The following is a 13,383-nucleotide window of genomic DNA, read 5'->3' as shown; positions in this document are numbered from 1 at the left end:
ACTTAACCGAAAGCCGATCCCTTTTTTACCAATACAGCGTGCGGTATTTCACGGCCCCGTAAAGCCGCCAGTACACCGACAGAAACGGGGTAAGCACGGAGGTGATCGCCGTTTGGCCGATTTGCCGGAGCGACCATTGAGTTTTACGCAGCCGTCTTCCAATCAGCACAACCAGCGAGAGCGCCCAGACACCGAAGGCCACACTGGCCGCCAGCGGGTCACCCGCCAGCAGCAGGCCAACGCCCAGCAGAAAGCTTAGCACGAAGACGTAGTACAGGAATACCAATCGGCGGTATTTGGGAATCCGGTCCTGAAACAAACGGGGATGCTCGCGGTAGAGCAGGGCATCGTAGGCGTTTTTCCGCTCGTCTTTCAGGCTGGCCCACCAGGGCGCTTTCCGGCACGGGTGCACAATGACCGCATCCGGGTTCCTGATGATGGGAATTCCGGATTCCAGAAACCGGAATTGCAGGTCGCTGTCTTCCCGCCAGGCAATGTCAAACCGTTCGTCGAGCCCGCCGACCTGTTCGAGCACCGAGCGTAGGCAAAAGCAGTTTGCCGTTACAAACTCAGCGGTTTCCAGAAACGCCACAATTTTTTCCGCTTCGGTGGGCGTGTCGGATAACGGAACCCGAACCTGCCCCGTCACCACCTGCGCTCCCCTGGAAAAATCCTGAACCGCCGAACCAATCCACGAATCGGCGGGAATGCAATCATCGTCCGTGAACGCAATGATGGTGCCGGATGCAGCCCGCCAGCCCCGGTTTCGGGCGGCTGCCGGGCCCCGGCGTTCGGGCTGGGCCAGGTAGGTGAGGGGGAGGTCGCTTTGTTGGGCAATTTCTTCCACCAATCGCTGGGTATGGGTGTCGGCACCGTCGTCTACGACCAGAACTTCAACCTGCTGGTGGTCGAAATCCTGGCGCATCAGGGCCTGCAAACAACGGCGGAGTAAATGGGGTCGCCGGTACGTTGGAATAACAATTGATACGAGCGGTTTCATTGGATAACAACGCCTGACCATTCCTGACTTTCTTTATTAACGGCCCGGCCCTGCCAGTTCGATGATCCGCCTTTGGTCAGCAAATACGAGCCAATCACCAGCGCATCCAGCGGGGAGGTCCAGAAGGATTCGACGGCATCGCGCGGGGTGCAGACGATCGGTTCGCCCCGGGTGTTGAACGAAGTATTGATCAGGACCGGAACGCCCGTTTTCTGGTGAAATGCCCGAAGCAGGTCGTAGTAGACCGCGTTCTGCTGCCGGTTGACGGTTTGAATCCGGGCCGTGCCGTCGGTGTGCCGAACGGCGGGGATTTGATCGGCTTTTTCGGGCCGAATGTCGTTGACAAACAGCATAAAAGGCGATTTTCGTGCGTTGACAAAATACGTATCCGCGTATTCTTCCAGCACCACCGGAGCCACCGGGCGGAAGTCCTCCCGGTCCTTCAGGTCGTTCATGCGGCCCTGCATTTCAGCCGGGAAAGGAGCCGCCAGCAACGAACGCGCGCCCAGCGCCCGCGGCCCAAACTCACATCCGAACTGGTACCACCCAATGACGTTGCCGTCGGCCAGGTAGTCGGCCACTTCTTCGGCCACGTTGTCCATCCGTTTGTAGCTCAGCTTCGACCAATTCAGGAAGGATTCGATTTCATCGTCGGTATAGGCCGGACCGAGGTAGACGTTTTCCATGACGTACGCCCGCTCGTCGGTCTGCCGCATTTCGGCATCGACCCACTGGGCCGCACCCAGCGCGGTTCCGGCATCACCGGCGGCCGGCTGAACCCAGATGTTTTTGAACGGTCCCTGATCGCGCAGCCGGGCATTCATCACGCAGTTGAGCGCCACACCCCCGGCCATACACAGGTTTTCGGCCCCGGTTTGTTCGTGCAGCCAGTTGATCAGTTTGAGCACGGTTTCTTCCAGAACCAGTTGGACTGAGCTGGCAATGTCGAAGTGAAGTGCTTCCAGTGATTCGCCTTTGTCGCGGGCCGGACCAAACTGGGCTTCGAGTTGCAGCGGAGCGATTGTGTAGGCTCCATCTTCCCGGACCGTTATCAACGACCGGAAATAATCGGCGTAAACCGGTTGACCAAACGAGGCCAGGGCCATGACTTTGTACTCGTCCGAAGAGTGCAGAAAGCCCAGGTACGTCGTCATCTGCTCGTACAACAGCCCCAGCGAATGGGGGAGCGGAACGTCTCCGAGCAGTTCCATCCGGTTGCCTTCGCCCATCCAGTAGCTGGTGGAAACCGCTTCGCCCCGGCCATCGAGCACCAGCACGGCCGCTTTTTTGTACGGACTCGGCAGGAATGCGCTGGCCGCGTGCGAACGGTGGTGGTTGACATAATGCCATTGGTGAGGTCCGTCGTGCCGTGCGCCCTTGAACCGCCTGGCCAGGTGCAGCGGAACTCCGTCGACCAAATGGCCGGGAGCGTTCAGAATAGACGACAGAAACAAACCGTCGTAAGGGTTCTCCCAGCCGTTGAGCGAGTTAACGCCCGGCAACAGCGGAATTTCGACGGTTCTAGAGTCGCGGTTAACGCCCGGAAACGCATCCGGATCGAAGGAATACGCAATGTGGTCGACCTCGGTAAGCCCAATGCCCGCGGTTTTCAGGCAAAAGTCGATGGCGTTATACGGTAATTCGTAGGTAGAGAAAGGAATCGGGCGTTTGCCGTGTTTGATGTGGGTGAAACGCTCTTCTTCCGCTGCCGCCAGCACTACGCCGTCTTTGACCAGCACGGCCGCCGGATCGTGAAAGGCGGCATTGATACCTAATGTGTACATATCTTGTTGTTTGTGAAAGAATGAGTTAATGATCGTTACGAAGGAAGGAGGACTTTCTGGCCCACCAGTTCATGAACCGCCTGTACGATGCCTTCGGGGGTGGCCCGGGGCTCGGCGGGTTCGGGAAAGTGTTGCAGCAGACGGTTCTTCGAGCGCAGCGGCTTGGGCACTTCAAAATACAAAACCCGGCTGGGAACCATCCAGGGCGTGTGTTGCGGGTTGGTCATGGCATACAGCACCACCACCGGCGTGCCCAGCGCAGCCGCGATATGGACGGGGCCGGTATTGTTGGAAATCAGAACCGGGGCTTCGGCAACCAGGCCGATGAAGGTTTCCAGCGGAAAAGCCCCCGCTAAATTGTAGGCCCTCTCGCCAATGCCCTGCCGGATGGTTTCGACGTAATTCCACTCCGATTTGCTGCCGGTCAGCAGGATCTGGTAATCGCTTTCCGACCGAAGTTGCCGGGCCGCCTGAACGTACTGCTCCGCACCAAATCGCCGTTTGGCTTCGCTGACGCCCGCGTGCAGAATCAGCCACGGTTCGCCCGTCTGAATGCCCTGTTGGGTCAGCCATTCCAGCGCTTGTAACCTGGCGGTATTGCTAACGGTAAGGGATAAACGTTTTTCGGCCGTGGTGCTGCCTACCGTTGAAACCAGGTTGAGCTGCCGGTCGACCTCGTGCTGGGTAGCCACTAGGATTTCGGGGTCCGGGACCCAGTCTGTCATCAGTTCGTAGGGATTTTCACGGCAATACCCCAGCACCCGCGGAATACCGGCCACGTAGCAAATAAGCGCCGAGGGCAGCGGATTCTGGCTCTGCACATTGAAAATAACGGCGGCATCAAACGCGTACTCTTTCAGGCTACGTACCAACTGCGGCAACTCGTCGCGCTCCGGTCGGCTATTGGGCTGGACCCAGGGAACATCAAACGGAATGACGGCGTCGATTTCCGGAATGTACGGAGCAATGGCCGCGCCCGCCGAGGAGGTCAGTAGCGTTAGTTTACGACCGGGAACGGATTCTTTCAAGGCCCGAAAGGCCGGTGAGGTCATCAGCACATCGCCCATGTTGTCGGGCCGAAAACACAGAATGCTTTTACAGTCCTGCCAGCTGGCAGGATTAAGATGGGCCAGGTCAGCCCTGACAGCCGGGGCAGAATGGTCTCTCGTAGAAGAAGGTTTCATGCGAGTAATGCTGCTTCAGTGGGTTGGGGCCAGGCTATTAACCCGTGGGTTTTCAAATAATTGAACCGCTTCCTTCCAATCGCTAACCGTATACGTCGGCTCTCGGAGCGGACCCGACCGCCACTCGGTTTCGTGGCCATTGTCGAGCAGAATCGTTCGGCAACCCGCCCGGTTGCCCGCTTCCACATCGTTGAGAATATCCCCGATCATCCACGAAGCCGCCAGGTCGATACCGTGCTCACGGGCTGCCTGCTGCAAGAGACCGGGTTGCGGTTTTCGGCACGAACACGAAACGGAATACGCCGGCACGCGACCACCAGGGTAATGCGGGCAGTAGTAAAAACCGTCGAGCCGCACCCCGTAGGACTGGAGCAACTGCTGCAACCGGTCCGAGACGGCCTCCAGGGCGGACTCCGGAAAAAAACCATGCGCCACGCCCGATTGATTCGAAATAACAAGTAGCAGAAACCCCGCCTGCTGCCATTGGTGTAACGCCCAGCCCGCATCGGGGTAAAGCGTTATCCGGTCAGGGTCAACGTTATAGGGTACGTCGTAGATCAACGTACCATCTTTATCAATAAAAACAGCTTTCTTCATAGGTTAGGCTGATCGACTCAGTTGAGCCGTCGGAATGGCATCCCGCAGGGTTTTTGCGACGCCCAGCGACACCGGACGGGCAACCCCCAATTGCTGATACATCAGGGCGGTTTTCTGGGCCACCTGCAACCAGGTAAAATCCTGATGGACGCGCCGGAGCGCGCGGGTCCGTAAATCTTTGCGTAGCTGGGGTTGCTGAATCAGCAGATGTAGCTTTTCGGCCAGGGCATCGGGGGCTTTGTGCGGCACCAGCAGTCCGGTCTGTCCGTCGATTACGGTATACTGGATGCCGCCCACGCGCGAGCCAATAACCGGTGTTCCGCAGGCCATTGCTTCCAGGGGCGTAATGCCAAACGGTTCGTACCAGGGTGTGGTCACAAAAACATCGGCCGCGCTGTAGTAATAGCGGAGCAGGTTCCGGTCCCGGCGACCGACAAACGTCACACAATCGGCCACGTCTTCCAGTTCGACCAGGTGTTGCAGCCGGCCAATTTCGGGCGTTACCGCCGGGTTGGGGGCGTCGGATTCGCCCCCGACAATCAACAGCCGGGTTTTGCGACCGTATTTTTTCTTTAAACAGGCCACGGCCTGAACGACGGTATCGATGCCTTTGCGCGGAACCATGCGGCCCAGCTGCAGGATCGTAAATTCATCCGGATCCATTTTGAGCAGGGTGCGGGCCAGGCTTTTACCAACGGCGTAAAATTCATCGGGATTGAAGCCGTTGGGAATAATGGTGATTTTGCCGGGGTCGGCGTCGTACAAATTGATCAGATCGTCGCGGTCCTGCGGGCAGAGTGCCACCAGTTGATCGGCCTCCCGAATGACCCGCTCTTCAATGGCAAACCGCTCGGCCGGGAATTTATCGGAATCGCCCTGGCTAATCCGCCGAACCTTGCCCAGGGCGTGAAACGTAATGGCGAACGGTATATTCAAAATTTTTTTGGCATCAGCCGCCACCAGCGCCGACATAAAGAAGTGGGCGTGAATCAGGCCATACGGCTTTTCTTCGCTGCGGGCAAACTGAACGAAGTTGGCCATGAATTCGGCCATGTGGGGCAACAATTCTTCTTTGGGCAGGATGCTGACCGGACCCGCCTGGATGTGGACGACCCGGATGCCGGATTTCCAGTCGACTAGTTGTGGAAGTTGTTCATTTTCCCAGCGCGTAAAGATGTCGATTTCGTATCCCAGACGGGCCAACTGCTGCGCCAGTTCGGCAACGGCAATATTTTGTCCTCCGGCATCGACTCCTCCGACCACGGCCAGTGGGGAAGCGTGCTCGCTTATTAGTGCTAGTTTTTGATTCATTGCGTGACGAGTCGCCAACTAAGCGTCCGAGGTTGTTCGGATCGTTGTTGTCAGATGGAAATTGAACCGGCACTCATCGGAAAGGTTATATGAAGAGGGGTTTATGTTCCCCCTAATGAGGCAACGGCCCCCGGGGTTTACCAGCAGGTGAAAGCCAAGCGAAGGACGAACGAAAAACCGATAATTACCTACTGCCCGGGCGCGTTCTGGGCCGTTCTATCACTTTGATACTTAGGCGAAATCCCTCAAAAACAAACGCCAGTCATCCTTGTTTTTCATAACCGATTGCCACATCGGCGTGGCAACCATTTATCGATAAACACAAGGTTGACTAATGGAAAAACTAAACACTTTACCAGACGCGAAAAAAGGGCCGTCGGTTCCGGCGATTCCTTCGGTCGAACGGCGAATGTTTTTGCGAAACCTGGGGCTAGCGTCTGCTTCGGCCCTTGCGGTGTTGACTTCCTGCGCTAAAGAAGATCTGGCGGCACCCCAGGGCGGGCTGCGCCGGTCCGGAGCTCGGATAGGGGCAACGGTGCTGCCCGACGGGTCGATCGATCTGGGCGAGGGCGACATCGGGATCACCAACATGGCCTACGCGTTGGAGCAGCTCGAAGTGGCGTATTACTCGACGGCCTACGAACGCTCAGCGGGATGGTCGGAGATGGACCGCAAGGTGATTCGGGAACTGCGTGATCACGAATTGGTCCACAAGGAATTGCTCAAAACCCTGTTGGGGCCGTTTGCCATTCCGGAGCTGGAATTTAACTTCAGTGCCATCGATTTCAACAACCGCAACGCCGTCTTCGATGCGGCCCAAAAGTTTGAAACCGTAGGGACCGGCGCGTATAACGGTTCCAGTAAGTTTGTGCAGGACCTGGAGCTTATCAAGCTGTCTGGTAAAATCGTGTCGATTGAAGCCCGGCACGCAACCCTGGCCCGGCACATGATCCTGCCCGAAACCAAGTTTGCCATTGCGCACGAGCTGATTGACGCCAACGGTCTGGATGTTGCTTACTTCCCGGACGAGGTGCTGATGAAGGCCCAGCCTTTCATTAAACAGAAACTGAGCGGATCCAAGTTACCAGCCCCCATCATGTAAACCGTCACACCTGTATGAATTTATTCACTATTTGCTCCGATCTGGAAAAAATCGACGCTGAATCCGAAGCCCGCTTTGCCTTTACGCGCCGGAAATTGCTCAAAACAACGTCCATCGCAGCAGCCGCTTCGCCGATGTTTGTGGCCTCGGTCATCAATAAAGCCTACGCCGATAACGGTGACATTGTAAGCGTCCTGAATTTCGCCCTGCTCCTGGAATATTTGGAAGCGGATTTTTACGAGAAAGGAATTGCGTCGGGTCTGTCTTTTGGCGACAGAAGGGGGCTTTTCGAAGAAATTGGCAAACACGAAAAAGCGCACGTCGATTTTCTGAAAACCGCCATCGGATCGCTGGGGGGCCAGGCCATCGGCAAACCGGAGTTTGATTTCACGGCCGGTGGCATGTTTCCAAACCCTTTCACAAACCTTGATGTCTTTCTGACCCTGTCTCAGGCTTTTGAAGACCTGGGGGTACGTGCCTACAAAGGACAGGCACCGAAGTTAGCCAGCAACCGGGATGTGCTGCTGGCGGCCCTGAAAATTCACTCCGTCGAAGCGCGTCACGCGGCTGAAATCCGGCTGGTGCGGGGGCTGCGGGTGTGGGCTTCCGAACAGGAAACCGGTGGTGTTCCGGCTGCGGTGTACAAAGGGGAAAATAACATTTACCACCACGACGGGGTCGATCTGATTTCGCTGACCTATCAGAAGCTGCTGGAAATGGCCGGTGGGGATCAAACACCAGCGGAACGGGTTGTGCGCGAAACGTTTGACGAGCCGCTGACGAAGGAGGAAGTTCTGGCCATTGCCGGTCCTTTTGTCAAAACCATGATGCCTTAATCAGTTCTAAGCGTCAAAAAACCTTCCGGTTTCGGCCAAGCGGCTTTCTCCGGAAGGTTTTTTATTTGATGATTCTACAGGGCTGCCCGCGGCTTCTAGTGGGCCGGCTTACGGTCATTTACTGGCCGTCCTTGCCGGACTTGGCGCTGACCGTTACGGGTTTTAAATCGCTGGCGGCCGGGCCATTGACCACCACGCCTTTGCCCGTAAACCGCGAGCCGTGGCAGGGGCAGTCAAACGATTTTTCGTCGGGGTTCCACTGCACCACGCAGCCCAGGTGCGGGCAGATGGCCGAGTGGGTGTGGAGTTCACCCTGTTCGTCGCGGTAAGCGGCAACTTTCTGCAAGCCTGAATTTAGAATGGCGCCCTGCCCGTTGGACAGGTCGTTTACATCATCCACCTGGCTAGCCATAAAGTAATCGGCCAGTTGCTTGGTGAAGTTACCGGTTTCTTTCAGGTAATCACCGGTGACTTTCAACGAGATGCGCGCCGGATCGTAGAGTTTGGCCCAGGGGTTCTCCCGGCCCAGAATCAGGTCCGGAATGAGCAAACCGGCAATGGTGCCGTGTGTCATGCCGTTGCCCGAATCGCCGGTGACGATGTAGATGTGGTCGTTGCCCGGATTCTTGCCGATGTAAGCCATCGCATCCAGCGGTTCCATCACCTGCCCCGACCAGCGATAGGCCACCTCCGTTGCCATCGGAAAATGGGCACGAACCCAGTCGATGAGCAATTGGTAGCGGTCCGTTTCCGGCACATTTTCTTCGTCGGCCTGACCAGTTTTGTGGTCGTGCCCCCCGCAGATCACCAGGTCATTTTCCGCATCCAGCCGTTGCAGCCGGACGTACGTATACGGCTGGCTTACCCATTCGGATTGCTGGTCGCCGGTGTCCCACCACAAAGCCGCCGGAACACTGTCTTTCGGAATCTTGACGCCCACCACGTAGGTCCGGTACGGCCACTGTTTGGTGTGCATCGTGAAAATATCGTTGATCGGCGTGTTGGTCGCCACCACAATGTCGGTCGCCTTGACGGTATACTGGTCCGTTTTGACCCCGTCTTCCCGTACTTCTTTCACCCGCGTTTCGGTAAAAATCTCCCCGCCCAGCCGGACGAAAGCGTCCGTCAAGCCTTTGAGGTACTTCATGGGGTGAAACTGCGCCTGATTCGGAAATTGCAGGCATTGGCCTTCCTCTTTGGCAAAGCCGGGTACCTGTGCCTGCCGGTGGAGGTCGATACCGGCCCGGCGGGCAGCCGCAAACTCCTGGTTCAGCGTCTCCGGCTGGTCGGTCGGGTGGAGAAACAGGTAGCCGTTCAGGCGTTCAAACTCGCAGTCGATGTTTTCTTCCTGCACCGTCCGCTCGATGAAGTTGATGGCTTCAGTGTGGCTTTCGGCGGCCATGCGGGCTCCTTCTTCCCCGTGGTAGTGTTCAATCTCGGTGTAGCTATCATCCAGCGCATTCGACAAATGGGCCGTGGTGCGTCCGGTTTCTCCGCTACCCACGAAGCCATCTTCCAGCACAATAACTTTCCTGCCCGCTTTGGCCAGCGTATACGCTACGGATAAACCGGAGATGCCGGCGCCCACCACGACCACATCGGCCTGGCGGTCCTGTTGTAAAGGTGAAAATTGAATCGGATCAACGGTGTCGATCCAAAAGGTCAGGTGCGCGCCCGACGTTCGGGCGCCCGTGTTTTGGTCAGTGTTCATCAGCAGAATCGTAATTTTAAAGCTATAGGTCGCAAAAAAAACACCCCGGGTGGGGTGTTTACTGATTAGGCGATGGGTCGCCCACCGGTGGCGCCGTAAATCTCGCCGGTAATGTAACTGCCTTCCTGAGAAGCCAATAAGACATAAATGGGCGCCAGCTCAATGGGTTGAGCCGCCCGGCCAAACAACGTGTCCTCACCGAAGGTTTTGGTTTTATCCTCCGGCATCGTCGACGGAATCAACGGAGTCCAGACCGGACCGGGAGCCACGGCGTTGACCCGGATGCCCTTTTCGATGGCTTCTTTGGCCAGGGCCTTCGTGAAGTTGGCGATGGCGGCTTTGGTGGCGGCATACGCCAGCAGCATCGGCTCGGGCATGTAGGCCTGAATCGACGTGGTGTTGATGATCGATCCTCCCGGTTTCATCAGCGGCAGGGCGGCCTTGCAGAGGTAGAACATGGCGTAGACGTTGGTGCGAAACGTCCGGTCAAACTCTTCGGACGAAAGCTCGGCAATCGACGAATGGTTCATCTGGAAAGCCGCGTTGTTTACTAAAATATCCAGTTGGCCAAATTCATCCACGGCCCGTTTCACCAGCGCCTGACAGTGGGCTTCGTCCTGAATATCACCCCCGACGGCAATGGCCTTCTGACCGCTTTCTTCCACCAGCCGCACCGTTTCCTGCGCATCTTTGTCTTCGCTGAGGTAGGCAATCAGCACATTGGCTCCTTCCCGCGCAAACGTCAGCGCAACGGCCCGGCCAATACCGCTGTCTGCGCCGGTAATGAGGGCCGTCCGGCCCGCCAGGCGGCCGCTGCCTTTGTACGACGTTTCACCGTGATCGGCTTTGGGCGTCATTTGCTGATCAGAACCGGGGTGGTCCTGGGGTTCCTGTTGGTAGGGAGGTGCCGGGTACTGGTGGCGTGGGTCCTGTTGTTGCATGGTTTATAACGTTGATTTTCCAAGCTAACCCCCGGCTACCGGGTTTGTTTTGAACCGTTGGACTTACTGAGCCAGTGGGGGCCTCTGCCCCGGATTTGGGGCCATTGGCTTACTTGGGGTCAATTTAGGCGAACAAACCGGGTGGATCCCGGCTTGCTTGTCCATAAACCGGTTGGCTGCCTGAACGCAGCACCGACCGAAATTTAACGCAACGTGCTATGAATTTGAACTGGACAGTTGGCGGTCTTTTCGCGCTCCTGCTCACCGGTTGTGGTGGGAAAAATACCTCTTCCAATGTCGAGTCGCCGGGGGACGAGAAAACGGCGAAAACCGAAGTGCTGGAAACCGGCGCGGACGTGATCCAGAACAAAGCGCCCCTGCAGGCCATCAGCATGTACCTCGACGGCTTTCACTTTTACAACGGCGACATGAAAGGGCAGATGGAAGCGCACCACTACTGCACACAGGTGAATGAAGACGTGATTCAGTGCATGATTTTTGACGGCAACGGCAAAGATGCCAAGATCATGGGTGTGGAGTACATCGTGTCGGAACGGCTGTTCAAAACCCTGCCTGCGGAGGAAAAAAAGCTCTGGCACAGCCACGTTCACGAAGTGAAGTCGGGAACCCTGATTGCGCCGGGACTCCCGCAGGTGGCCGAGCACGAATTGATGGAAAAACTGGTATCGACCTACGGTAAAACGTATCATACCTGGCATACCGACCGGGACCTGAAACTTCCCCTGGGCCACCCGCTGATTATGATGGGGTTCACCAAAGACGGGCAACTGGCCGACAGCCTGGTGGCCCAGCGCGATCAGCGGTTTAACATCTCCACGGCCAAGAAGCGTCAGAACCGCGCCGACATTCCCGCCCCCGCCGTGCAGCCCGGCGCCAATGCCTGGGAGCAGGGAGAAGTCCGGCAGTTGAAAGTAAGCGACGACAAGCAGCCCATTCCCGGCCACTCACACTAAAAGGCAATCGGTTAGCTGAGTCCGAAAACGGTTTTGGGCAGGTGGGTCATCCGGCAGGCCAGGTCATCTTCGCCCGAAGCCACGATAAAAAAGTCCCCGGCATCGACAATCCCGGTCGTGAAAACCACATCCGACAGGTAAAGCTGGTCCCTGAAGGGTTCGATCAGGGTTGGGCTGGCTTCCAGCAGGGGCGTCGCATCCTCGATTCTTAAAATTTTCCGCGGATCGTGGGCGTCCAGCAAGGCCCAGAAGGTGCGGTAAATCCCGACCAACCCTTTCAATTCAACGCCGTGGTAGAGCAGTAACCAGCCCTGGTCGGTCAGGATGGGTTGGGTCCCCCCGCCGATTTTCATGGTGGACGCCGATCCTCTGCGGGCGCGGATAAACGGTTCGTCGGAAGGTTTCCAGTGCAGGCCGTCGGGGGAGGAGGCCAGGTTGATGGAAGGGCCGGGGAGGTAGTCGCTGGCGGGCTGGGTGGCAAAATACAGATCGCCCAGTGGTCGGGTCAGGGCGTAAAATTTGCCGTCGATTTTCCCCTCGAAGAAAACCATATCCTTGTTCTGGTGATCGAGGATAATGCCCTGTAAGGTGTAGGTCAATCCGTCGGTTGACGTATACAACGTTGTGGAATGCCGCTCCGAACTCACCGAGCAGGTCGTCATGTAATACGTGTCGTCGATTTTCGTGATCCGGGCGTCTTCCACGCCGTACTCCTGGTAGGGCCGCTGGGGAGCAATGATTTTGTCGTAATGCACCGTCAGCACCTTCGTGCCGTCGGGACTCAGTTCAACCGGGAGCAGCCAGGATAAAGAGGTCAGGGCCATCACTTTGTAAGGATAGCCCTGAACCTGAAATTTCCGTGGATCGGCCGCGTTGACTCCGGCCAGTGGATAGGCATCCAGCACGTAGCCCCGCTCACTATCCCAGCGAATGGCGTGAATCTGTTCTCCGACGATGGGTTGCCGAAGCGCTTCGGCAACCCGTATCATAATCAGTAAATTGCCGTTTGGCAAGCGGGCCAGTCCGGGGTTAAAGGCACCCAGGATGTAGGTATGTGCCCGGAGCGACTGGCGCAGGGGTGAAAAGGAGAGATCGATATCGTTGGGCGAAAAAATGAGCAGGTCCGTCGGAAAAGCCATGTTCTCGAAAAATTAAATGGTCTGAAGGTGCGGACGAATCTGGATACCCACCACATCGCAGCGTTCGGGCTGCGTCAGGATGTAGTGGATGCAGACGGCGATGTCTTCGGCCCGCAGCATTTCTCCGGTTTTCTGGCTTTCGCGTTCTTCTTCCGGCGTGGTGGGCTGCATGTCCGACCCCACCGCTCCGGGTTCTACCAGACTAACTTTGATTCCGTCTTTATTGACTTCCTTGCGCAGGCTTTCCGCAAATCCCTGGATGGCCGATTTCGTCGCGACATAAACCGAACTGCCTTCCTCCCGTACATCGGCGCTCATCGACCCGATCAACACGATATGGCCCCGTTTCTGCGGCAGCATGCGGTTGAGGGCTTCCTTGGCCGCTGCCAGGTAACCGCCCAGGTTGGTTTCAATTACATACCGCCAGTCGGCATCGTCCATTTCACTCAGCGAACCGGCTCCCAGGGCCGCGCTGTTGATGAGGATATCCAAACCGCCCAGCTTTTCTTCGGCCTGCTGAAAAACCCGTTGAATGTCTTCCTGCTTCGAGCTGTCGGCGGTGATGCCGTCGGCCTGACCACCGGCTTCGCGGATGGCGTTGAGCGCTTCGTCAAGCTGCTCCTGATGCCGGCCGAACGTAAAGATATGGGCGCCGTAGGAACCCAGCAGGGTGGCGATGGCGCGGCCAATGCCGGTGGTTCCACCCGTAATAACGATTCGTTTTCCCGTAAGTGATTCAGTGGCTGTGTGTGTACTTGCCATAACGTTGTTTGGAGTTAGAGTAAAATAAACGGTAACTATTGA

General features: G+C 57.0%; 12 protein-coding genes. 3 read left to right on the top strand and 9 right to left on the bottom strand.

Annotated elements, in window-relative coordinates; all coding sequences use genetic code 11:
• Positions 1 to 25 precede the first annotated feature (25 nt).
• The 5 genes from OQ371_RS22030 to OQ371_RS22010 are packed head-to-tail and all read right to left on the bottom strand — an operon-like array spanning position 26 to position 5,876.
• Positions 26 to 1,000, bottom strand: coding sequence for a glycosyltransferase family 2 protein (locus OQ371_RS22030; RefSeq protein ID WP_265990488.1), 975 nt, complete (start codon positions 998 to 1,000; stop codon positions 26 to 28).
• The gene (locus OQ371_RS22025; protein ID WP_265990487.1) at positions 997 to 2,784 is read right to left on the bottom strand and encodes a carbamoyltransferase family protein; all 1,788 of its coding nucleotides are present in this window, start codon (positions 2,782 to 2,784) and stop codon (positions 997 to 999) included. The genes OQ371_RS22030 and OQ371_RS22025 overlap by 4 nt, the downstream gene beginning before the upstream one ends.
• Before the next feature lie 35 nt (positions 2,785 to 2,819).
• The gene (locus tag OQ371_RS22020; RefSeq protein ID WP_265990486.1) at positions 2,820 to 3,968 is read right to left on the bottom strand and encodes a glycosyltransferase family 9 protein; all 1,149 of its coding nucleotides are present in this window, start codon (positions 3,966 to 3,968) and stop codon (positions 2,820 to 2,822) included.
• A 15-nt stretch (positions 3,969 to 3,983) separates the two neighbouring features.
• Complete coding sequence (locus tag OQ371_RS22015) at positions 3,984 to 4,565, bottom strand: D-glycero-alpha-D-manno-heptose-1,7-bisphosphate 7-phosphatase (protein WP_265990485.1); 582 nt, start codon at positions 4,563 to 4,565, stop codon at positions 3,984 to 3,986.
• Between the two features lie 3 nt (positions 4,566 to 4,568).
• On the bottom strand, positions 4,569 to 5,876 hold the full coding sequence (locus tag OQ371_RS22010; RefSeq protein ID WP_265990484.1) for a glycosyltransferase family 4 protein: 1,308 nt from the start codon (positions 5,874 to 5,876) through the stop codon (positions 4,569 to 4,571).
• Positions 5,877 to 6,210: 334 nt separating this feature from the next.
• On the opposite strand from OQ371_RS22010, the gene OQ371_RS22005 reads away from it, so the two are divergent.
• Positions 6,211 to 6,978: a ferritin-like domain-containing protein gene (locus OQ371_RS22005; protein WP_265990483.1), complete on the top strand. Its 768-nt coding sequence runs from the start codon at positions 6,211 to 6,213 to the stop codon at positions 6,976 to 6,978.
• A gap of 14 nt (positions 6,979 to 6,992) precedes the next feature.
• On the top strand, positions 6,993 to 7,814 hold the full coding sequence (locus tag OQ371_RS22000) for a ferritin-like domain-containing protein (RefSeq protein WP_265990482.1): 822 nt from the start codon (positions 6,993 to 6,995) through the stop codon (positions 7,812 to 7,814).
• A gap of 118 nt (positions 7,815 to 7,932) precedes the next feature.
• On the opposite strand, the gene OQ371_RS21995 is transcribed toward OQ371_RS22000, so the two are convergent.
• Positions 7,933 to 9,525 carry an FAD-dependent oxidoreductase gene (locus OQ371_RS21995; RefSeq protein ID WP_265990481.1) on the bottom strand — a complete coding sequence of 531 codons (1,593 nt, stop codon included), beginning with the start codon at positions 9,523 to 9,525 and terminating at the stop codon, positions 7,933 to 7,935.
• A 65-nt stretch (positions 9,526 to 9,590) separates the two neighbouring features.
• Complete coding sequence (locus OQ371_RS21990) at positions 9,591 to 10,466, bottom strand: SDR family oxidoreductase (RefSeq protein ID WP_265990480.1); 876 nt, start codon at positions 10,464 to 10,466, stop codon at positions 9,591 to 9,593.
• Positions 10,467 to 10,684: 218 nt separating this feature from the next.
• Between OQ371_RS21990 and OQ371_RS21985 the strand changes: the two genes are divergently transcribed.
• Complete coding sequence (locus OQ371_RS21985) at positions 10,685 to 11,440, top strand: OBAP family protein (RefSeq protein ID WP_265990479.1); 756 nt, start codon at positions 10,685 to 10,687, stop codon at positions 11,438 to 11,440.
• 11 nt (positions 11,441 to 11,451) lie between these two features.
• Here the strand turns inward: OQ371_RS21985 and OQ371_RS21980 are convergent, their stop codons facing one another.
• Positions 11,452 to 12,579 (bottom strand): glycoside hydrolase family 130 protein, encoded by a 1,128-nt coding sequence (locus OQ371_RS21980; protein ID WP_265990478.1) that lies wholly within the window; start codon positions 12,577 to 12,579, stop codon positions 11,452 to 11,454.
• 12 nt (positions 12,580 to 12,591) lie between these two features.
• Positions 12,592 to 13,341 carry an SDR family oxidoreductase gene (locus OQ371_RS21975; protein ID WP_265990477.1) on the bottom strand — a complete coding sequence of 250 codons (750 nt, stop codon included), beginning with the start codon at positions 13,339 to 13,341 and terminating at the stop codon, positions 12,592 to 12,594.
• Positions 13,342 to 13,383: the final 42 nt, after the last annotated feature.

Source organism: Larkinella insperata (assembly GCF_026248825.1).
Taxonomy (GTDB): domain Bacteria; phylum Bacteroidota; class Bacteroidia; order Cytophagales; family Spirosomataceae; genus Larkinella; species Larkinella insperata.
This window is presented reverse-complemented; position numbering and strand designations above follow the sequence as displayed.